At 54.8% G+C, this 19,330-nt stretch carries 27 protein-coding genes and 2 pseudogenes; 22 read left to right on the top strand and 7 right to left on the bottom strand.

What is annotated here, in order from left to right; translation table 11 throughout:
* Nucleotides 1-62 precede the first annotated feature (62 nt).
* The 7 genes and pseudogenes from FGQ85_RS08000 to FGQ85_RS08025 form a co-directional block, all read right to left on the bottom strand.
* Nucleotides 63-929, bottom strand: a complete 867-nt coding sequence (locus tag FGQ85_RS08000) for a VirB6/TrbL-like conjugal transfer protein, CD1112 family (RefSeq protein WP_138373159.1) — start codon at nt 927-929, stop codon at nt 63-65.
* 11 nt (nt 930-940) lie between these two features.
* A pseudogene (locus FGQ85_RS18775) lies at nt 941-1,030 on the bottom strand (Maff2 family protein); the annotation flags it as partial.
* Nucleotides 1,031-1,321: 291 nt separating this feature from the next.
* Nucleotides 1,322-2,464: pseudogene (locus FGQ85_RS19155) on the bottom strand (ABC transporter permease); the annotation flags it as partial.
* Nucleotides 2,465-2,476: 12 nt separating this feature from the next.
* The gene (locus FGQ85_RS08010) at nt 2,477-3,142 is read right to left on the bottom strand and encodes an ABC transporter ATP-binding protein (RefSeq protein WP_138373160.1); all 666 of its coding nucleotides are present in this window, start codon (nt 3,140-3,142) and stop codon (nt 2,477-2,479) included.
* 35 nt (nt 3,143-3,177) lie between these two features.
* Nucleotides 3,178-3,726: a CD3072 family TudS-related putative desulfidase gene (locus FGQ85_RS08015; RefSeq protein WP_138373161.1), complete on the bottom strand. Its 549-nt coding sequence runs from the start codon at nt 3,724-3,726 to the stop codon at nt 3,178-3,180.
* A 16-nt stretch (nt 3,727-3,742) separates the two neighbouring features.
* Nucleotides 3,743-4,765 (bottom strand): HAMP domain-containing sensor histidine kinase, encoded by a 1,023-nt coding sequence (locus FGQ85_RS08020; protein ID WP_138373162.1) that lies wholly within the window; start codon nt 4,763-4,765, stop codon nt 3,743-3,745.
* Nucleotides 4,762-5,454 (bottom strand): response regulator transcription factor, encoded by a 693-nt coding sequence (locus FGQ85_RS08025; RefSeq protein ID WP_138373163.1) that lies wholly within the window; start codon nt 5,452-5,454, stop codon nt 4,762-4,764. The genes FGQ85_RS08020 and FGQ85_RS08025 overlap by 4 nt, the downstream gene beginning before the upstream one ends.
* Nucleotides 5,455-5,751: 297 nt before the next feature.
* Between FGQ85_RS08025 and FGQ85_RS08030 the strand changes: the two genes are divergently transcribed.
* The 22 genes from FGQ85_RS08030 (at nt 5,752) to FGQ85_RS08130 (ending at nt 19,259) form a co-directional block, all read left to right on the top strand.
* Entirely contained in the window at nt 5,752-6,357 is a 606-nt protein-coding gene (locus tag FGQ85_RS08030) for a hypothetical protein (RefSeq protein ID WP_138373164.1), read from the top strand.
* 273 nt (nt 6,358-6,630) lie between these two features.
* Nucleotides 6,631-7,038 carry a single-stranded DNA-binding protein gene (locus FGQ85_RS08035; protein WP_138373165.1) on the top strand — a complete coding sequence of 136 codons (408 nt, stop codon included), beginning with the start codon at nt 6,631-6,633 and terminating at the stop codon, nt 7,036-7,038.
* A 110-nt stretch (nt 7,039-7,148) separates the two neighbouring features.
* Nucleotides 7,149-7,964, top strand: a complete 816-nt coding sequence (locus FGQ85_RS08040; protein ID WP_138373166.1) for a hypothetical protein — start codon at nt 7,149-7,151, stop codon at nt 7,962-7,964.
* 33 nt (nt 7,965-7,997) lie between these two features.
* Nucleotides 7,998-9,071 carry a DUF932 domain-containing protein gene (locus FGQ85_RS08045; protein WP_138373167.1) on the top strand — a complete coding sequence of 358 codons (1,074 nt, stop codon included), beginning with the start codon at nt 7,998-8,000 and terminating at the stop codon, nt 9,069-9,071.
* 35 nt (nt 9,072-9,106) lie between these two features.
* Entirely contained in the window at nt 9,107-9,952 is an 846-nt protein-coding gene (locus tag FGQ85_RS08050; protein ID WP_138373168.1) for a hypothetical protein, read from the top strand.
* A 101-nt stretch (nt 9,953-10,053) separates the two neighbouring features.
* Nucleotides 10,054-10,593, top strand: a complete 540-nt coding sequence (locus FGQ85_RS08055) for a sigma-70 family RNA polymerase sigma factor (protein ID WP_138373169.1) — start codon at nt 10,054-10,056, stop codon at nt 10,591-10,593.
* A gap of 53 nt (nt 10,594-10,646) precedes the next feature.
* Nucleotides 10,647-10,892 (top strand): hypothetical protein, encoded by a 246-nt coding sequence (locus FGQ85_RS08060; RefSeq protein WP_087235906.1) that lies wholly within the window; start codon nt 10,647-10,649, stop codon nt 10,890-10,892.
* 89 nt (nt 10,893-10,981) lie between these two features.
* Entirely contained in the window at nt 10,982-11,665 is a 684-nt protein-coding gene (locus tag FGQ85_RS08065; protein ID WP_138373170.1) for a YkgJ family cysteine cluster protein, read from the top strand.
* A gap of 10 nt (nt 11,666-11,675) precedes the next feature.
* Nucleotides 11,676-11,864: a hypothetical protein gene (locus FGQ85_RS08070; RefSeq protein WP_138373171.1), complete on the top strand. Its 189-nt coding sequence runs from the start codon at nt 11,676-11,678 to the stop codon at nt 11,862-11,864.
* Nucleotides 11,861-12,304: a hypothetical protein gene (locus tag FGQ85_RS08075; protein ID WP_138373172.1), complete on the top strand. Its 444-nt coding sequence runs from the start codon at nt 11,861-11,863 to the stop codon at nt 12,302-12,304. Before FGQ85_RS08070 ends, FGQ85_RS08075 begins: the two co-directional genes overlap by 4 nt.
* A gap of 95 nt (nt 12,305-12,399) precedes the next feature.
* On the top strand, nt 12,400-13,005 hold the full coding sequence (locus FGQ85_RS08080) for a DUF6809 family protein (RefSeq protein ID WP_138373173.1): 606 nt from the start codon (nt 12,400-12,402) through the stop codon (nt 13,003-13,005).
* Between the two features lie 22 nt (nt 13,006-13,027).
* Nucleotides 13,028-13,333 carry a hypothetical protein gene (locus FGQ85_RS08085; protein WP_138373174.1) on the top strand — a complete coding sequence of 102 codons (306 nt, stop codon included), beginning with the start codon at nt 13,028-13,030 and terminating at the stop codon, nt 13,331-13,333.
* Nucleotides 13,330-13,998: a hypothetical protein gene (locus FGQ85_RS08090; RefSeq protein WP_138373175.1), complete on the top strand. Its 669-nt coding sequence runs from the start codon at nt 13,330-13,332 to the stop codon at nt 13,996-13,998. Before FGQ85_RS08085 ends, FGQ85_RS08090 begins: the two co-directional genes overlap by 4 nt.
* A gap of 201 nt (nt 13,999-14,199) precedes the next feature.
* Nucleotides 14,200-15,078, top strand: coding sequence for a hypothetical protein (locus tag FGQ85_RS08095; RefSeq protein WP_138373176.1), 879 nt, complete (start codon nt 14,200-14,202; stop codon nt 15,076-15,078).
* A gap of 42 nt (nt 15,079-15,120) precedes the next feature.
* A complete protein-coding gene (locus FGQ85_RS08100; RefSeq protein ID WP_087235899.1) occupies nt 15,121-15,678 on the top strand; it encodes a decarboxylase in 558 nt (185 codons plus the stop codon).
* Nucleotides 15,675-16,184 carry an adenylosuccinate lyase gene (locus tag FGQ85_RS08105; RefSeq protein ID WP_138373177.1) on the top strand — a complete coding sequence of 170 codons (510 nt, stop codon included), beginning with the start codon at nt 15,675-15,677 and terminating at the stop codon, nt 16,182-16,184. The genes FGQ85_RS08100 and FGQ85_RS08105 overlap by 4 nt, the downstream gene beginning before the upstream one ends.
* Before the next feature lie 114 nt (nt 16,185-16,298).
* A complete protein-coding gene (locus FGQ85_RS08110; RefSeq protein ID WP_087221820.1) occupies nt 16,299-16,529 on the top strand; it encodes a hypothetical protein in 231 nt (76 codons plus the stop codon).
* Nucleotides 16,530-16,554: 25 nt separating this feature from the next.
* Nucleotides 16,555-17,304, top strand: coding sequence for a hypothetical protein (locus tag FGQ85_RS08115; protein ID WP_138373178.1), 750 nt, complete (start codon nt 16,555-16,557; stop codon nt 17,302-17,304).
* A gap of 256 nt (nt 17,305-17,560) precedes the next feature.
* On the top strand, nt 17,561-18,367 hold the full coding sequence (locus FGQ85_RS08120) for a DUF4313 domain-containing protein (protein WP_138373179.1): 807 nt from the start codon (nt 17,561-17,563) through the stop codon (nt 18,365-18,367).
* Nucleotides 18,364-18,780 carry a hypothetical protein gene (locus FGQ85_RS18785; protein ID WP_243128513.1) on the top strand — a complete coding sequence of 139 codons (417 nt, stop codon included), beginning with the start codon at nt 18,364-18,366 and terminating at the stop codon, nt 18,778-18,780. The genes FGQ85_RS08120 and FGQ85_RS18785 overlap by 4 nt, the downstream gene beginning before the upstream one ends.
* 48 nt (nt 18,781-18,828) lie before the next feature.
* The gene (locus FGQ85_RS18790; RefSeq protein ID WP_243128514.1) at nt 18,829-19,059 is read left to right on the top strand and encodes a hypothetical protein; all 231 of its coding nucleotides are present in this window, start codon (nt 18,829-18,831) and stop codon (nt 19,057-19,059) included.
* Complete coding sequence (locus FGQ85_RS08130) at nt 19,059-19,259, top strand: hypothetical protein (RefSeq protein ID WP_243128515.1); 201 nt, start codon at nt 19,059-19,061, stop codon at nt 19,257-19,259. The genes FGQ85_RS18790 and FGQ85_RS08130 overlap by 1 nt, the downstream gene beginning before the upstream one ends.
* Nucleotides 19,260-19,330 lie beyond the last annotated feature (71 nt).

The following is a 19,330-nucleotide window of genomic DNA, read 5'->3' on the forward strand; positions in this document are numbered from 1 at the left end:
GATACTTTTTGTTTAGCATGGCGATTTTACAGGCTTCATCACATATTTATCGGCATAACTAATTACCCGGCATTAAAGATGCTTTTTGAAATCGTTCCGGTTTTGAACAACATAAAGCAGAGCAGAACTGTATAGCCCACAGCTCCCCATATTGCGCCGATGGGATCTCCGCCTGTGGCGATCCCTTGAATGAGCACCGCATAGATGCCCACGCACAGCAGGATCAAAAGCCCCTGGAAACCGATGGCGAACAGGGACCTCAGATAATTCTGCCCCATGCTCCCCATTTCACGGTTGGACAGGGTAGCCACTGGGATGGGCGCTAAACTGGTCAGCATATAGATTTCCAGCATACGGCCATAAATCAGAACGAAAATCACGATATTCAGTGCGGTCATGGTAAAGCCGATAAAGATCGACTGGAGCCACAGGCCCAAAAGGGAACCCAGCCCCATTGTCTCCAGCGTGGCCTCCAAATCCGCCAGCATATCCGGCGAAATATCCGTGGAGCCCTGGATCACCCCCGCCGAGCTTGCAATCACGCTCTGCGACACATCAAAAATCGCGTTGACGATATTGAATGTGTTGGAGAGGATCAGGATGGCCGCCGCCGTTTTGAAAATCCACTTGAAAAACATCCAAGTGTCGATGTCGTGTAAATTATTGCGGTCTATGAGCATTTGAATGAGCTCGTACACCGCCACATAGGTTAGGACTAACCCGGCAATCGGTAAAATTACCGTTTCGGAAATCTGGCGAATGAGGGAGAAAACTCCGGCGTTCCATGCCGCCGGAGTTGTTCCCACCTCTCCCGCAATCTCCCCGACTCGGGCATTTACCGTATCAAAAAGGCCGCTCAGATTGCCTAAAATGCCTTCAATGAGCAGGCTTTTGAGCCAGTCGGTCAGCCAGTCGGTGAGAAATCCCATAAGCCGTTACCTTAAAACAGGCCGCTCAGCAGAGGGATCAGGGTAGTACCCAGCAGGATGATGCCGCCGCCCGCCATGAGCTGGGTGATGCCCTGGTTCTGCTCATTGTACCGCTGATAGGACGTGGCCGCCGAGGCATCGGCAATGGAATAATCCCAGGGAGAAAACGCCGCCAGGTACAGATCTTCCTGTAAGCTCACATATTGCAGCCGGATGTCCGTGAGCAGCAGCACCGCCGCCAGCAGGATGACCACTGACAGGACCATGCGGCCCTTGCTCCGGCCCAGGGTGCGCAGGGCCAGGCGCGGCAATGTGACCATTCCGTTTTTGGCTCTGCTGCCGTGGGAGGGCTGGGGCGCATTCAGGCGAAGGGTCTGGGCGGGCGTCAGCCGGGCCAGCCGCAGGGTGGGCAGCAGATAGGACAGAAGTGTGGTGCCCAGAGCACACACTGCCGCCAGGGCGAAGGGCTGCCAGCTCAAAAAGTAGAGGGCCGGGTTTTGCTCCATGCCCACCACCACCTTGGGCGTGATGGCGAGGTTCAGCAGGAATCCAATCAGAAAGCCGGGAATCAGGCCCAGCGCCGTCACAGCGACGCCCTTTTCCAGCAGATACCGCCGCAGCTGCCGGGGCGACAGGCCGAGGGCCTTCAGCCCGGCAAAATAGGCCCGGTCCTGCTCGGCGGTGACCTGCACGATGGCAAAAATCATGAGAAAACCGCACACCAGCACCAGCAGCGCCGGGGCATAGTAGGGACGGGCCTGCTGGTCGGCCAGATCCATCCGGGCGTCGTTGTAGGAGAGATTCGTGGTAAAGGACAGTTCCGGCAGGCCCTGGTCGGTCAAAATCTGAGCCGCCTGGGTCTCCAGGTCACGGGGCTGGTGCAGGGTGACGCCCAGGGTGAGGTTGGCGGCGTTCTCGCTGTCATAATCCGGCACCAGCGTCCGGGCGGTTTCCGCTGTGATCCAGGCACAGGCTTCGGTGAAGTTGGTGGGACTGGCCCACCAGCCGCACAGGGTAAATTCGTCCGTATGGAGCTGTCCCCCGGTATCCGTCCATTGCAGCGTCACCGGCGCACCGATTTCCTTCAGAATACCCAGCGACCCCATTGTAAACTCATCCAGGGCGATCTCGCCGGGTTGCTGGGGCAGACGGCCGGTGGTAGGGACGGACAGGACGGTTTCGGCATAGTCCTGATCGGTCACCGCCAGCTTTACCAGTCGCTGGCCCATCATCGGGTCAGAGAGGGTGCCGATGGTACTCAATCGGACGGAGCTTTTGATATTGGGATGCTGGGCGAGCAAATCGGCCTGATGTTCGGTCAGGCCGCTGTAAAGAATATGACTGGTGGAGCCGTAGGTGTACTGGTAGTTGAGCAGGAACGCATCCTCCACCGCCCCGCCCAGCAGGAACACAAAGGCGTACAGGCCGGTGACCAGCGCCACCGCCAGAGCCAACACTGCATTTTTGACCCGGTGAAAGCGGAAATCCCGCCGCACCAGCGTCCAGCAGACTTTCAGGTTGTTGTTTGCAAGCATGGCCGGACCTCCTTACACGCGGATGCGCCCGTCCTCAATACGGACGACCCGGTCGGCCATCTGCGCCAGTTCCAGGTTATGGGTGATCATCACCAGGGTCTGGCGGTAGGTCTCCACCGACAGCTTCAGCAGGCCCAGCACATTCTGGCCGGTTTTGCTGTCCAGATTGCCGGTGGGCTCGTCGGCCAGCAGGATGGACGGTTTGGCAATCAGCGCACGGGCGATGGCCACCCGCTGCTGACCGCCGCCGGAAAGTTCGCCCGGATAGGCATTCAGCCGCTCTTTGAGGTGCAGCAGTTCTACGATCTCGTCAAAGAATACCGGGTCCGGGGTGCTGCCTGCCAGGCTCAGGGGGAACAGGATGTTCTCCTTAACTGTTAAAGTGGATACCAGATTGAAGTTCTGGTACACGAAGCCCACCTTGCTGCGGCGGAACACCGCCAGCTCCTTTTCTTTCAGCCCCCGCAGGTTCACGCCATCCACAATGACTTCCCCCTCATCCGGGATGTCCATGCCGCCGATCATGTTCAGCAGGGTGGTCTTGCCGGAGCCGGAGGCACCGATGATGGCGGTGAACTTGCCTTTTTCAATCTCCAGATCAATGCCGTCCAGGGCCTTGACCTGGTTTTCTCCTTTACCAAAATATTTCTTCAGGTTATGTACGGTTACGATATTCATAGGTGGATGTCTCGCTCCTTGCGTTTTTCTGCGATTTACTTCTCGATGGGAAACAGCGTAGATAGCTTGTCTTCCAGGCAGTCCGAGGCTTTCAATCCCACCATGGGCAGTTCCATGCCAGCCGCCTGAAGTCTCTTGTGCAGCTCCTCCATAAATCGCCCTCGTCCAGGCGTTTCTGCGTTATGGTCTGATGTGGTATCCACACCACAGTTAGGAGAGCGATTGGCTCCAATGATTCCCAATATCTTAAAGCCGTGTCGGCGATATTCCGTAATCTGCCACATCACCTGCTCAACCAGGGACATCAGTCGAGTGTGAGTCTCGGCTTTCTCCATCTCGCCTCGAATCCGTGTGTTCTCCTCTACAACGGGGCGTGCAGCGCCTGCTGGATCACCACGATCCAAACCCAGACAGCATAATTCCGGGCATGGCATCTGGACGATTCCCACATCCTGCTCCAGCAGTCTCTGAATCAGTTCCTGAAAGGCGGCCGGATAGACTGCGGTACCGTCCGAGATGGCATTTTGGTTCAACAAGCAATGAGCAATGAAAATAACCTTTTTACTCCTTCCGTCTGTGAACATAGTTCCATCCCTCCTGTCAACTCAATAAATAAACTGAGAAGGTGGTTCCCTCTCCCACTTTCGACTTCACACTGATATACCCCTTCTGCCGGGTGATGATGCCGTTGGCCAGATACAGCCCCAGGCCGACGCCTTCCTGCCCGGCCGCCTCCTGGGCACGGTAGAACCGCTGGAACACATCGTTGTAGTGCTCCTCCGGGATGCCCATGCCAGTGTCGGTGATGTCCACCCGGGTGTAAAACTGCCAGGGCCGCACGGTCACCGCCACTTTGCCGCCGGACGGCGTATATTTCACGGCGTTGTCCAGGATGTTGCCGATGGCCTCCGCCGTCCATTTGGGGTCGTGCTGCACCGTGATGGCCGAATTGCATTCCGCCGACAGGTCGATCCCCTTGGACTCCGCCTTGGCCCAGACGGTGCTCATGGCCTGGGCGATGGTGTCGGAGAGACGGGCTTCCTCCACATGAAGGGTAAAAGTACCCGTCTCCAGCCGGGACATTTTGATGAGAGACTGCATCAGGAAATCCAGCTTGTCGATCTGCCCGTCCATCGTGGCCAGAAACTCCGCCCGCTTTTCGGCAGGGAGATCGTGGCCCCGCAGGATGCCGGTGAACATCTTGATGTTGGCAATGGGCGTCTTGACCTGATGGGAAATATCGCTGACCAGGCTCTGGATGGTCTCCTTGTCCCGCTGGCTCTGGCGCTTGCCCTCGTTCATGATGTCAAAATACTGCATCAGCTTGCCCTGCACCTTGGCAGTCAGGCTGTCCTCGTAGGGCTGGTAGCCCTCCACCGTCCGGCCGGACATCAGGGCGTCCAGCGTCTCGCACAAATCGTCGGCAAACAGACTGACCTGCCGCCGCTGATACCAGGCCCACAGGCCCACCACGGCAAAGATGGCGGCGCACAGCCCCAGGATGCCCCAGCGCACCGCCGCCCAGGGGATCGTCTGCCACAACAGCCAGACCAACGACACAAACAGTGCCGCCGAGAGCAGGAACATCCCGGCGCGCAGGACCGTCATGCTGCGATGTTTCATGCCTTTCCTCCTGTCCAGATGTAGCCCATGCCCCGTACAGTTTTGATATAGGGATGGGCGTCATCCTCGATCTTGGCCCGCAGCCGGTTCATGGTGACGGTCAGGGTGTGGTCATCGATGAAATTGCCGCCGCTGTCCCACAGGCGGTCCAGCAGCTGCTGGCGGGTCAAGATCTGCCCGGCATGGGCAGTGAGGGTTTTCAGCAGCTTGTACTCATTGGGGGTGATCGCCAGCTTTTCTGTCCCCCGCACCGCGGTCAGGGCCGAAAAATCCAGTGTCAGCCAGCCGTCGCTCCATTTGTCCGCGGCAGGCGCAGCCGTGGCGCTGCCCGCCCGGCGAAGGGCCACTTCCACCCGGCGCAGCAAAATCTGCATATTAAAGGGCTTGGTCACATAGTCCTCGGCCCCCATATCAAAACCGTTCAGCACATCTGTTTCAAGATCATTGGCCGTGAGGAAAATGACAGGCAGTTCCGGCCGTGCAGCCTTGATTTCCAGACACAAATCAAATCCATTTCCATCCGGCAGGTTCACATCAAGAAGTGCCAAAGAAAAGTTTTCGTGTTCCAATAGATACCGCGCCTTGGTGCAGTTATATGCGGCCACGGTCAAATATCCTGCATTGTCCAGCTCAAAGCAAAGACCTGTGCTCAAAGCCAGGTCATCCTCTACCACTAAGATTCGTTCCATCCTTTATACCTCAAACAGAGAATTCCTTTAGCATTATAGCAAATGATTTCTCTTTGTAAAATATCAGATTGATTTAAAAAGAAGATTATCTCTGCTGCTTGGTGAATCATAGCCATCGGTTGAACTTTTTCAGCCATGGCATTGACTATTATACAACTCATAGGAAACAGCCGTCAACGAATAGCCATGATATTCAACTCAACATTAAAGAAAAAGCGAAAATTCTTGATGCACTGCAGAATTTGCGCTATTTCTCCCTATTTAATAGGCGGAATACTTAAAAGGAGGTCCACCCCAATGTATAAGCCCCACACCATTGAGCAATACAAGATCCAGCGTTTTCTGGACGAAAGCTTTGCGATGGAGCATTTCCTGGTTTCACCGCTGTCCCGCACCTCGCTCTTGCTGGAGGATGAAACCGGCGAGCAGCTTGCTTTCGGCTTTTTGGATGACGAAGTGCGTGAGATCCCGCTCCCGCCGCCGGCCGCCCCGGAAGAAATCAAAGATTTCATCCGGCGTTTCCGGGCCCTCGATCCCAAACCGCGTCTGCACACCTTTGAAGATATTACCCGCTGGTGGCTGGATCACCCCAATCCCCTGATCTACCAGCAGGCTCTTGGGCTGTCGGACGAGCTCTACCGCCATTTTCTTTCCCACTCCATGATCGAAGAGGAAGACGCTTATCGTCTGGCTTCTTCCGGGCTTGTCAGTGAAGATGATTACCGGGACATTCAGCTCTGGTATCTCAACGGCAACACCGCTGCCCGCTGGCTCGGTCCACTCGGCGTGGATGGGACAGGCAATCTCTATGGTCTGACATTCGGCTACGGGACGCCGGCAGCCCGTACACTCAGATTCTATCTGCTGGATGATTACTACCGCTACATGAACCATATATTGTGATTCGCCTTGCTCAAATATCTATATATAGTATTTTACCGCTTGACAAATACAAGATATAGTGTTACACTTACTTTGTAATTGATTTTTGTGCGTTCCCCATGTGGGATACAGACTAAGCTTCTGTACCGCAGATTAAAAATCTGCATTGCACACGCAGTCAAGGTTGTATGCTGTATCAAGTGTCAGTGGTATTGCCGCGCCCTTTCGGGGCTGGTATCTGCTGGCACTTTTTATATATAGATATGAACGCCAACGGCGAAGAAAGGAAGTGTTATGGCACAAATCGTTGTATTTGGCCGAGTCATGCACGAGCTTGTCCCGAAAGAGGGCCAGTCAAAACAGCAATATGTCTGTTTCGACCTGATGGAGCGTTCCGGCAACACCCCGCCGGACTACTATCAGGTATGGGCCCGCGGTGACGATGTTACCCGGCTCATGCGGCTCAAGGTCAAAAAGGGAAGCATGATCTGGCTCACCGGATCGCAAAAACTGGTGGATGTTCGCCAAAAGGACGGAACCACAGTCAAGAAGCTGAAAATATGGCTGACGGACTTTGGATTTCTCCCCGGGCAGTCCTCCAAAGCAAAATCCAAAAGTGGACAGCATGACCCTGACGACGCGGCGCCTGTTCCGTCACCTCCCGAGGTGATGAACGGCGACCGTGAACCCCTGCCGGAATAGCTCCCGGCATCCAAGAGGGACCGTATCAAGTTTTCAGAATGATCTGAAGCTTGGTGCGGTCCCTCTTTTTTTGTTTTCAGGCAAAAATCTAAAGGAAGGACGGTAAGAAAATGAGTAATGACAAGGGACTTTTGAGCGGCAGTATCACCATCTTGATCGGTGCTGTCATCGCCATCATGGCTCTGGTGCGCGGGCCGTGGCAGGCGTGGCTGCTGATTGGGGTATTCACCCTTTGGGGGCTTTGGGTCGTTCTGATCCTCCTGCTCCCGTATATGCAGCAGGCCAAACGCCGCCGGCAGCGCCAGCAGAGAGAGCGCCGGCTACACTCTGAAGGCATTGCACAGAGCACATTCCAGGTCCCGGAACTGGAGGAACCTGTTTCAGAAGACCTGCTGCTCCGCTATGCCAACCACCGGATTCTGGCCTATCTGCGCTCGTCGTATTCTGATGCCTGCTTTGAGTGGTGTGAGAAGCGGCCGGCAGAGCTGATCCGCACCAATGGCACCGGGCGCATCCGGCTTCACAATGTAGATGGATTCGACCATGCAGACATCACATTCGGGCAGGACGCGACCATTCAGTGTGACCTGCTCAAAATCGTGCCTCTGTCCAAGGCTGGCACAGAACAGGGCGATGAGGCCAATATCCCGCCCAACAAGCAGCCCATTGATCCGCGCATCTGGTATGAAAACTGCGGGCGCGAAGTCATGGAAACGCTGATCGCCGACCTGAATTCCCGTGGACACAGCAAGCTCACGCTGCGGGAAAACGGCGACATCTGTATCCAGCAGGACGATGAACTGGTGCCGCAGGAACATCTTGCGAACTTTCCCGCGAAGGTCTACTGGCCCCGCTTGGTGGAAGTGTTTGAAAGCAAGGGCCTGTCGGCTGAAACCACGGCGCAGGGCATCCAGGTCTCCTGGTGACCGCCATCACCCAGAGAGGGGAGTGAAATCACAATGAAATCAGGGATCAGTCTTGTAGACATGGCAAAGGAGATCCAGCGCCAGGCTGATTTGAAAGCCGACTATATGCTGGACACCCGCAGCCTTCGTCTGGAGCCTTTTGACTCGAAGCTGTACCTCAACGCCTATGACCAGTCCGGTGTCCCGGCGCTTGAACCGCTGGAGGTCAATTCCATTGCCCACCGGCAGATCGGCACACACCTGAAGATCCCGGCAGCCTACTATGACAAGATGCTGGAGGAATATCCCCAGCTGCTGGCGCAGAATGTGAACGCCTGGTTCCAGCGGGAGCCCTCTGTCCGTATGATCCGCACCATTGAGGGTACGGCACGGGCATTTTTGAGCAACCGCTACCGGCGCATTGACAACCTTGATATTGCGAGCATCGTCCTTCCCGTCCTGCAGGATATGGAGGGAATGCACTTTGAGAGCTGCCAGCTCACGGAAAGCCGCATGTATATCAAGGTAGTCAACACCCGCCTGGAGGCCGAGGTCGTGCCGGGCGACATCGTTCAGTCCGGCATTATCATCAGCAACAGCGAGGTGGGCCTCGGTTCGGTGAACATCCAGCCGCTGGTCTACCGGCTGGTGTGCAGTAACGGTATGGTAGTAAACGATGCCCAGACGCGCCGCAACCATGTGGGCCGCGTCAATGAGGCTTCGGAGAACTATCAGCTGTATTCGGAAAAGACGCTGGAGGCCGATGACAAAGCCTTTGCCATGAAGATCCAGGACACGGTGCGAGCTGTGGTAGACGAGGTGCGCTTTACCCGTGTAATCAACATGATGCGGGAGGCCAAGGAGGCCCGCATGAATACCACCGATGTCCCCGGCATTGTCAAGCTGGTCAGCAGGGACTTCCACATCACTGATGAGGAAAGCTCCGGTGTGCTGCAGCGGCTGATCGAGGGCAACGACCTGACGCTCTATGGTTTATCCAATGCGGTGACCCGCCACAGCCAGGATGTCCCGGACTATGACCGAGCAACCGCGCTTGAGGGCATCGGCTACAACATTCTCTCCATGCCGGCAAGGCAGTGGAGCCGTATCAATCAGCTGGCCGCCTGAGTGGCCAACCATCCAATTTTAAGGAGGAACGAACTATGTACGAACAGAACACTTCTATGATGAACACTCCTGAGCGGAACACTTTCCTGCTCCCTGCGATGGTGGAGGGTGATTTCAGCAGCGATGAGATTGCGGAGGATGCGGACGGTCTGCAGATGATGAGTTTCCAGCGGGTGAAAATTCCCGCCGGCGGCGCCCTGCAGTTCGAGATCCCCACGGAAGACCCCGACAATCCGGACTATGCCCGGACTCTGGAGGGTGTCGTGCTCTACAATCATTCTGCTTATACCCTGTGGCCGGAAGGCAGCGAGTATGATGAGGACACCAAGCCGCTCTGCTCTTCCGTGGACGGCAAGACCGGCATCGGTGAGCCGGGCGGCGCCTGCGCCACCTGCCCGATGAACGCATACGGTTCGGCCAGAGACGGCGGCCGCGGCAAGGCCTGCAAGAATATGCGGGACATCTACCTGCTGCGCAGCGGCGAATACATGCCTCTGCTGATTTCTCTGCCGCCTACCAGCATCAAGCCGTTCAAGGAGTTCCTGAACCGGGCCTTTGTCTACCGCCGGCGCGCCACCTATGGCAGCCTGATCCAGATCGGGCTCAAGAAGGAGAACAACGGCAGCAACGACTACAGCGTTGCCACCTTCCGCCTTTTACGCGACTTTGAGGGCGAGGAACTGGCTCAGATCCGCGCCTATGCCAATGGCTTTAAGGAGCAGATCAAGGCCATCAACATCCAGCGGGCGCTGATCAACGAGGAGCAGCGTACCAACGACTGTGACTATGTGATCCCGGAGTCCGCTACAGCGCCCGGCAGCCCCGATGGAAGCTACGTAGTCGGTGAGATCGACGGCAACTACGAGAAGCTGCCCGCGTAATGAGTTTTGTTGCGGCCTCAGCCGCATGACATGTCATCAAGGGATACCTTCGGCCTACGCCGGGGGTATCCCTTTTTTGCTTTAGACTGGAGGAAATATATATGTTATGTGAAGTACCGTTAACAAAGGAGCAACAGGAGTTTGCCGCTGAACATCACGGCCTGGTCTATAGATTCTTGAACGACAACCATCTTCCGGAAGACGAGTTTTATGATGTGGTCATCTTTGGCTATTTGAAAGCCGTCCAAGATTATTTTTCCAGAGAAGTGTTGCGTCAGTATTCTTTTGCCACGATTGCCTGGAGAGCAATGTCCCGTAATCTGTCAAACCATTTTAAGACGCTGGCCCGTAAAAAGCGCAACGCTGAAATCCTCAGCATTCACATCGGTCTGTACCCGGACGGCGTGCCCCTGGAGGAACTGCTGCCGGCGCAGGATGATCTGATGCAGGAATTTGAGATGAAGCAGCTGCTTCATGACCTGGCTGGCCGTGTTTCCAGGCAGCAAATGAACATCGTCCGCATGAAGGGCTGCGGCTACGGCATCCGTGAGATCGCCAGCCGTGAAAAACTCCCCATGAAACGCATCAAGGAGCTTCTGGAAGAGGTCCGCGCGGTGTTTCTGGAGTTGTGCTATGAGTAAATGCCTGTCGTCCCTGGCAGGCCAATGTCAAAAATGAATGGAGGCTGATTATTATGACGAAATCGAAAAAATCCATTGTAATGCACGGAATGCTTTTGTGCCCGCTGGTTCTCGGCCACTGCGCCTTCCTGCGTGCCAACGGCTCCGACTACCGGACCTCGCCCGTTGTGGCGATCCATCAGCAGTCCGGGGATCTGGTGCATTTTGAAACGCTCAACTCCAACTACTTCCTTTCGATGGACCCTTTCCCGCTGGCGGCCGCCAGCCCGCTCCCGACGGTTCTGGCCGCGTGCGCGTAGAGAAGTCAAAATAATAAGGGGTAATGCCCCATAGGTCCCGGCCGTGGCAGGCGCACTTGTCTGCCGCGGCCTTTTTTATGGAGGAATGTATGGAACAATCCAAAACCCTTGCTGTTTCCGTAAGCGCCAAGGAGTCTGTCACATACCAGTGCAGCCAATGTGGCCATTGCTGCCGCCGCATCGAGGGCTGCGTCATGGTGGAAAGCCTGGACGCCTACCGAATGGCAAAACACCTTCGAGAGCAGCATTGCGGTGTCAGCAGTACGGATGATGTGCTTCTCCAATACTGCGAGCCCACACCGCTCACCGATGAAGGGTATCCCATTTACACACTCAAAACAGTTGGAGCAGAAGCATCCTGTGTTTTTCTTCAGGGCAACCAGTGTAATATCTATGCCGCCCGTCCTCGAACCTGCCGCCTTTACCCATTTTCGGCGGGGCCCGGTGAGCGCGGCCGGGATTTTGAATACTGCCTCTGTTTTGATGATAACCAGCAGTATCACTTCAACGGCGGGAAGGTACTTGTCAAAGACTGGCTGTACTACAACTTCTCCCGGGAAGATAAGGAATTCCTGAAGCAGCAGTACCGGGCCATCCCGGAAATCGGCAAGCTGATGCGCCGCATACCAGAGGAACTGCGCCGGGCATCTGTGTTCAAGATCCTGTTCTATCACTACTACAACTTCGACCTGGATCAGCCGTTCCTGCCCCAGTATGAACAGAACAACCGCAGCCTGCTGCATGATCTTCGTCAGCCGGCGCTTCTGGACTGAGGCGGCGCCTATGCTGTATGCACTGGAACACTTTTCAGCGCAGGGAACCGGCGGCCGCCCATGTCGATGCTGGATACAGTACGCTATCTGCGGAAAATATGAAATTTTAGAAAAGGTCTGCCAAAACCAGCGCCGGCCGGAGGAATGGAGGGTAATTTCTCTGGCAACAGGCGTACCGGAAGAAAGGAGTGCCGCATGAGTACCAATCAATACCAGGAGATGCGCAACCGCCAGCAGGCGGAAGTAAACGCATTTCCCATGTTCTTCGCTTTTAATAAACAGCAGTTTGCTGAAGGGATGCGCAAGCTGGGCCTGTCCCCCTCGGATACCCGCCAGGTATGCAGCATTTTTGGAGGCGGCTACTGCCGTAAAAGCGATGTCGCAAAACTGAATGAAATGTTCACCCGACACCGAAAAGAACTGGAAAATGCCATTGCTGGCGACAAAACCGGGCAAGGTTTTATCTGTGATATGTTCCTCCAGGAGTTGGAGAACCATGAGTACAGTTATACCGGCGATGTGCAGGAAACGCTTGATGCTTTGGGCATTACGGCCCAGTATATGGAGGCTGTTCCGCAACTGCTGGATGGCCTGGCTCTGGCCTGTGAAAAGGCTATGCAGGACGATTGTTTCGACTGATCCAGAAAGAAACCATGCCCCATCGGAGCCTGAATCAACAGCCGCCGCAGCTCATATGCCGCCGGCGGGCTTTTCATTGACAGGAGGTGCAATCTTTGAATTTTCACGAAACGATATGCGGCCGCCGCTTTTTTGACGCCCAGCTGCCTCATCTCATCAAGGCTCTGGAATGCATTGCCGACGGCCTTGCCCACACGGAAACTGCCCCGCCGCAGGGTATCGCCCCTGATCCCAATTTTCTGCATGATCTCTACTACGGCGACTATGAGCCGAGTGTGTTCAAGAAGCAGAGCAGCGGGCAGAAGGAACTGAATCAGGCGGTTTCCGCAGCCGAAGCGGCCCTGCGGGATGTCCTGCAGCAATCTCCGGCGGCTTTAAAAGCGTTTGAGGCATATCAGCTCGCTGTTGGGGAGCAGCACGGCGCCGTTACCGAGCAGGCCTTTGAATCCGGTTACCGGACTGCGATGCAGATGCTGATGGCCGGACTCGCGTGGCCTGAAGGCAATAATGCTGCTGAACTTCCTCTTACAACGCAGGAACTCAGAAAAATGAATGGAGAATGGGTGTTTTGCCTTGAAATGAACGAGAAAGTCAAAGTGGTGGCCTATAAAAAGGGATTCATCCGGGTCACCAATGACAAAGAGAGCCACCACATCAATGGCCTGACCTTATACCGGCGCCGGCCGAACTGGTGTGAATAGGACAGTCAAAGGAGGATGCAGCATGAACATTTCCGAAGATGAAATCAAAAAAATCCTTGAGTGCCTTTTACCGCTTCAGGAATCGGAGCAACAGACCCTATGCCCAAGATGCGGCCTTCATGAGCTCTATACCGGCAGGTACTTTTTCTTAAACTCATTGAGCCGATATGCTCATGTATATATCTGCGAAAAGTGCTGGATGGACGAAGCGTTGCGGGAAATAGACCACCAGCCGATCCCGCTGAGGCTATGGAGCGCAGTATTCCCCTCGGTTTTAAGCGGAGAATTACCGTCATCTGTGGCGCCGACTGAGGACCGGTGGATATGAAGCATGGGGACTATAAACTACCCGGCGGCAGAGATCTCTCTACCATTACATTTGAGGACATCCGCTGGCAATATGGGGTGTTCCATTGCAACAGCACCGGCGCCGGCCGGGATAAAAAGTATTTTCCGTGGCGCGGCGCAAAAACAAAACTGGGAGAGATCGAAGAACATGACTGGTGCCAGTTGGCAGAGGCCGTCATTGAGCGAGCCGGCGAAACAGATCTGCTGAAACAACTGATTCAGTGGTGTACGGAACACAATTTCACCGGAGACTCCGCTGCTGAAATACGCAAAGAAGCCCTGCAGCTCCATACGAGCCGGATCTTTGATAATCCCCAGTGGGTCGGATACTTGCCCTTCAACAAAAGATACCGGCCAGAGGTTTGGGACGCTGCGAACATTGTCTTTGTGCGCATGGAATGCTGCCCTGAACCTGGAGCTGTTACCCAGGAACAGATTAACCGTAGTTATATGGGCCAGATTGCCTGCCCCCATTGTGGGCGCTGGAACACATTCACCGTTTTAGGATACCGTTCAGGCTCCGACCCGATAGGCGGCCCCACTCCCCACAGCAATTATGAACCGGATGCCAAATGCTTGATTTCAGGAAAGGACGCTGATGCAGATGACACAGACTCCCCTTGGGAAGAAGACGATGATGATTAAAAAAGCCCCCAAAGGCGGCACTTCCAGCCGATTCCGCTGGCGGCCTGACCCTCAAGCTGGCAGGCTGCAGGCGTACCGCACTTTTGCTGCCATGCATCGCTATGTGCATGAGCGGTGCCGCCACTTCCGGCGCGGGTGACAGCAATCTATAGGCGGGTTCAAGCTGCTGCTCTGGACCCGCACATCAAAGGAGAGAATGAAATGATTTACAAGAAGCCTGGAGAAGAATTTTGGCATGAGGGCGTCTGCTACAAAGTAGGCGGGCGCATCGTCGCCAATGAAGCGAGCGATTACGCAGGGCTCTTCGGAAATATCCTTGAAATTCGCACCGAGGATGACCGGGAGACGGACAACGACACGCCGGACATCTACTGCGCGTTTGAAGCACCGGTGCTCTCTGCGGACCGTCTTGCGCTGGAGCAGACCTTTTCACAGCTTTACCATGAGCAGAAACACATCGAGGATCTGGGCCTGGATATGGTCATTATGGGGCCTGAAATGATTGTTCCCCTTGAGCATCCGGCCCAGGTATATCCCGCAGGGACGCTCTATATAGTCGTCGTCCACTGGGCTACCGATGGGGAGTATGGTTCCTATGAAGCGATCTTCACGGAGCGCACCGATGCCCTACATCAATTTCACAATGACCTTCGAGAAGAATTTCTGGTTGGAAGCATTCCACGCTGGAAAGAAAGCAGCCAATTCGTCGAAGAAGAGTCTGACAACAGCTATGAGTGCTATCTGGACGGCGAATACTGTGAGAACCATTTTTCGATTGCGCTGGAACAGCGGGCGCTGCCTCTTTCCCCTGCATTTTGCCGCAGCACGGCAGAATTGTACCGCGCAGAATGCCTGCGGGATGATTTCAGGGAGCATATTGAGAACCGTGACGATTTTCAAGAGCTCTCTGATACACAGAAAGAAGCACTGCTGCGTTCTCCCGATTTGCCGCAGCGGATCGCCAACCAACTGGAACACAGCTGCGCCTACGGTGAAGCTTACTGGCAGGCGGTGTCCGATGTGGCACGCACTCTGCTGAAAGAGATTCGCCAGCAATCCGCAGAACATAGCTCCTGCTGACGCTGTGACACATAAATTATAATAGAATGGAGGTTTGACTACATGGACGAAAAAGAAAAGAAGCTGCGTGAAGACCTGGAATTCCATCTGGATACGCTCCGGCGCAACCTGGAGGTCGTTTCGATGGAAGATCTGAAAGCGAAATACGCAAAGCCATTCAAAGACCTGAAAGATAACATCTGTAAGACTGCCACCGCATACACTCAGTACATTTCCCTCGGTGGTATCCGCGTCAAGAGCCACTACGGCGACGAGGCCGTGAAATACATAAATGAGGCAATCAAAGATACTCCGTACCTGAAAAAGATCTCCGAGGCCGCCTTTGAGCGACAGGACATGGATGAGATCGCGGCACTGGCAAGGCAGCTCCGTGAAGTAGTTTTGCAGAGCCTGCATGTGTTCAGCCTGCCGCTTTTCTGCCTGTATGTTCCTACGGAGTGTATGAATGACTACCACACTCCCCCGGAGATCTATAATGATGTCACTTCACAGGTCTTGCGGAACGGGGAATGGCAGCTTGCGGAGCATATCCGCCCCGGAGAACTGATTCCTGTGCAGATTATTTATGAGGTGCCTGCGCCGTCTGAGGAAGCGGCATGAAGCGGCCGCAAAAATACTTGAGCAGCGAGGCTCACGGCTATTTGCGGGAGGCGGAGGCCTGCTCCCTGGTCCTTAAAGACATGGAGCGCATATCCGCCAAACTGCAGCGGAGAATCGATAAAGAGACCGCCGCAAGACAAGCTGACTTTGAAGCCGCCATGCAGTACCACAGCGAGGCGGAAATTCAGGATGCTTACGGCTGGGATTTCATCACCGAGGCGCAGTATCATGCCTATTTAGATCTGTTCCGCCGTGGCAGAGAAGCAATAGAAAACCATCCTCCCACCATCTCTGAAATGGCGCTCGCCATTATGCGGAAGGTCATTCGTGATTTAGAATCTGACAAACGGGAATATGAGTTTTCCGCTCTCACACCGGAGCAACAGGTCGTGGAACTGCAACGCGCAGAACAGGCCCGAAAGGAATGGAAGGCACATATTGCCCAGCTGCGGGAGAAACAGGGCCGTGTACTCAAATCCGAGGATTTGGAGGCTTCACAGCCTTAGCTTTCCTGCGCCAGCCAAATGCTCTGCCAAATAGGCAGAGGGCATCATTACAAAGGGATCGACAAACCGTACCGCTGCGGTCTGCCGGTCCCTTTCTTTATAAAGGAGTCGAATATGAAGAAAAAACCATCTCACCCAATGCTGAGGAAATACACCGTAACGATTGAAGAACAGATCGTTCAGGAGTTTCCCGTGGAGGCTTATGACCTTTCCCATGCGCTGGAAACAGCCGAAGCTGCCTACAAGCAAGGGGAATTGGTGGTACAGCCCTCAGCACCGACTACCCGCCTGATCATGGCACGGCACAACAAGACCGGAAAAACAACCGGATGGAGAGAATTTTAACCATTACCACAAGGGAGAGATAAATATGAACTTATGGCATGACAAGTCCTATATTTCGCCTTCAGGACCGGAATGGGTCGAACGGGGCTACGCTATGTACGATGTTCATTCCGTGCGCTTTCAATTTGTCTATACGGAAGAACAGAAGAAAGCCAACCGCCGTGCGCATACAGCGGCTGATGAGGGCCAAGCCCTGGTTATGGCTGCTGAGGTACGAAATTCTATTATGGAGCCCGTTATGGACGCCATCGCCCAAAATTTCGTCTGCTATCAGTATGAGGATACCGAGCCGGCGCCTTTCGGGAGCTGTCAGTGGGATCTCTTCTTCTGGTGCAATGATTTCAGCAATACGCTTCATGGCTGTGGCCTGTCCGGACGGGATTATTCCTACTTTACATTGAACTTCAACGAGAACCAGACTGTGGAAAAGCGTGCCGAGGTCTGCTGGCGGCTGCTGCAATTTCTGGAACACCGCTGCCGGAAAAACCGCAATCTGGATGTTGCCGTCCAGTACAGCATCTGGTACGACCATGAGAAGATCGAAAAAGATGCTGACCGGATGAAATGTCTGCTGGCGGGCTGCAGCTGCACCTATGGCAGTAAGGACGGGAAATTCCTGTTTGATAATGGCATTTTCTGCTTTCGTCCCAAGTACGCCAAGCGGCAGCTCTATCGTGTTTCTGATTCCGAGGTTCTTGCCCTGTGCTGGAAACTCGGCCTGACAGACGATGCTTCTGACGGCGGGCCTCCCGCAGCGGGGAGGTGCAGCGCATGAAGTACAAAGAAGTCTATGCCGCATTGGCAAAGTAAAGGATGGGTGTCCCGGGGTTCCGCTTTTTTGAAAGCACTGTTGATGCGGCCTGATGATTGCATCAAAAGGGCCAGCAAGCAATGCCCCAATACCATTTTAGACTTCAAAGAAAACGGGGGCGTTCTGAACGCCTCCTCCACCCTGCCCTCGACGGCAGGCTTATCACAAGGACCGGCAGGCTGCGCTTTGCGGCCTGCTGGTCTTCGTTCTGGGGGAAATCATGAAACCAATACCATTTAACATGAAAGGAACGGAATATGCCCTGACCATCAAGATTGCCACCTATCCGGAGGGCAATTTCGCCATCAAACTCTATCAGGAAAGCTTCGGCCAGTTGGTATTCTGGGACAGCCTCACGGTCAATCTGGGCGGCCTGTGTCCCAAGGATTGTGGATTTATCAATACCAAATCCACCGGCAAACGCTTTTATGCCTGGATCAAGCGCAATGGCCTGGGGGAACGCACCGGCCAGGTCCAGATGGAGGACGGCGTGGAATATGTGGAATACCTCTTCAATGCCAAAAAGCTGAAAAAGCTGGACCCAGACGGCTATACCTACTATGCACGGCGCTTAAAGGGAGAACTCGGCCGGCAATATGAGCGGCTCTATCAGGCACTTCGGCGGCTGGCAAACCACATTCCGGATTTCCACTACACCGATTATAGCGGGTGGCGCAGGCTGCAAAATTCCAATGACACGCCCCCGCTGCGGATCGAGGCCGAAGATCCGGCACATCACCGGCGCTTTACCTTTGAGCAGCGCGGGATCATGCTGCGAACCACCATCACAGACTGTGACACCAATATTGCGCGGAGCAGTCTGTATCGCCGCCGGGAAGATATGGCGTCTGACCTGCTGGCTCTGTATCAAGACGAATTACCTGTTTATATGCCCTGGTCTGAAGAACGCCGCAGGAAAAGTGACGCAAGGCATGACCCGTCCCTTGCTCAGACATTCAAAGAAACAACCGAAGTCCGCCAGAAGGCGGCAAAAAAGAAATCCAGAAGAAGGAGTGCTAAAGCATGAAGATCAAATTATATCCCAAGGACTTGTTAGAAGCGGCCTGGTGCAAGGACAGAAAGCTGTACGCAAATGGCGATGCCGCAGAGCCGCCCCAATGCCTGCGGTGCGGCGCCCCTCTGGCAGCCCATCTGATGGTCAATGCCCTCAGCCGCTATGCGGATGTGCAGATCTGTGAAGCCTGCGGCATGGATGAGGCCTTTCGGGATGCCGCCCATGCCCCCTTGCCCCTCACAGAATGGGATGCAGTGAAGCGCGGCAGACTTCCGGCGCCCGCACAAGAGCGTGTCTGCTATTTGAAGACCTCCTGCACCTTCGAGGAAGTATTCCAGCACACCAATACGCCGCCCATGCAGCTTACTGGCCGGCCTGTCAGCGAGGTAGTTTACTCCCGCTCGGATTATGACGGCTATCGGTGATGGACAACCTGGCACGATGGGCCTGAAAAAAAGCCGGCGCCGGAGCTGGTGAAGGAGATCGACGAATTCCAGAACGCCCTGTTCAAGCTGCCGGCTTTCAAGACGCTGGACACCATGCGGCGGTTCTGCAGGTACGCGCAGGCAACCAGCGTGGCGACGGAGTTCAACCTTTATTCCGAAACCGACTACCTGTATATCTGGATTCGGATGGTTACCCGGTCCCGGGATTACGATGTCCATGTTCACTATTACGATAAGGCGGCTGTTGGAGGCAAGTAATGCGGCTGAGATACTACGACAAGCATGGTACAGAAATTCAAGCTGGAATGCTGCTGCGCCATGATGACGGCGCTACCGAGCGCGTCCTGGAGGGCGTCAACAGCAACGGGGATATTACGCTTGGCTTTGAGGCATCTGCCTCGGAAATTTATCCGCTGAGCGAGTTTAATTTGAAAGAATGGGAGATTGCGGCAGAGTAATTTTACCGCAGCGAGGCCGCAGGTTGGGGATTTCCCAGCCTGCGGCTGTTATTATAAATACCTTCCTTTTT

It is taken from the genome of Pseudoflavonifractor sp. BSD2780061688st1 E11 (assembly GCF_005844125.1).
GTDB classification, from domain to species: Bacteria; Bacillota; Clostridia; order Lachnospirales; family Lachnospiraceae; genus Sellimonas; species Sellimonas catena.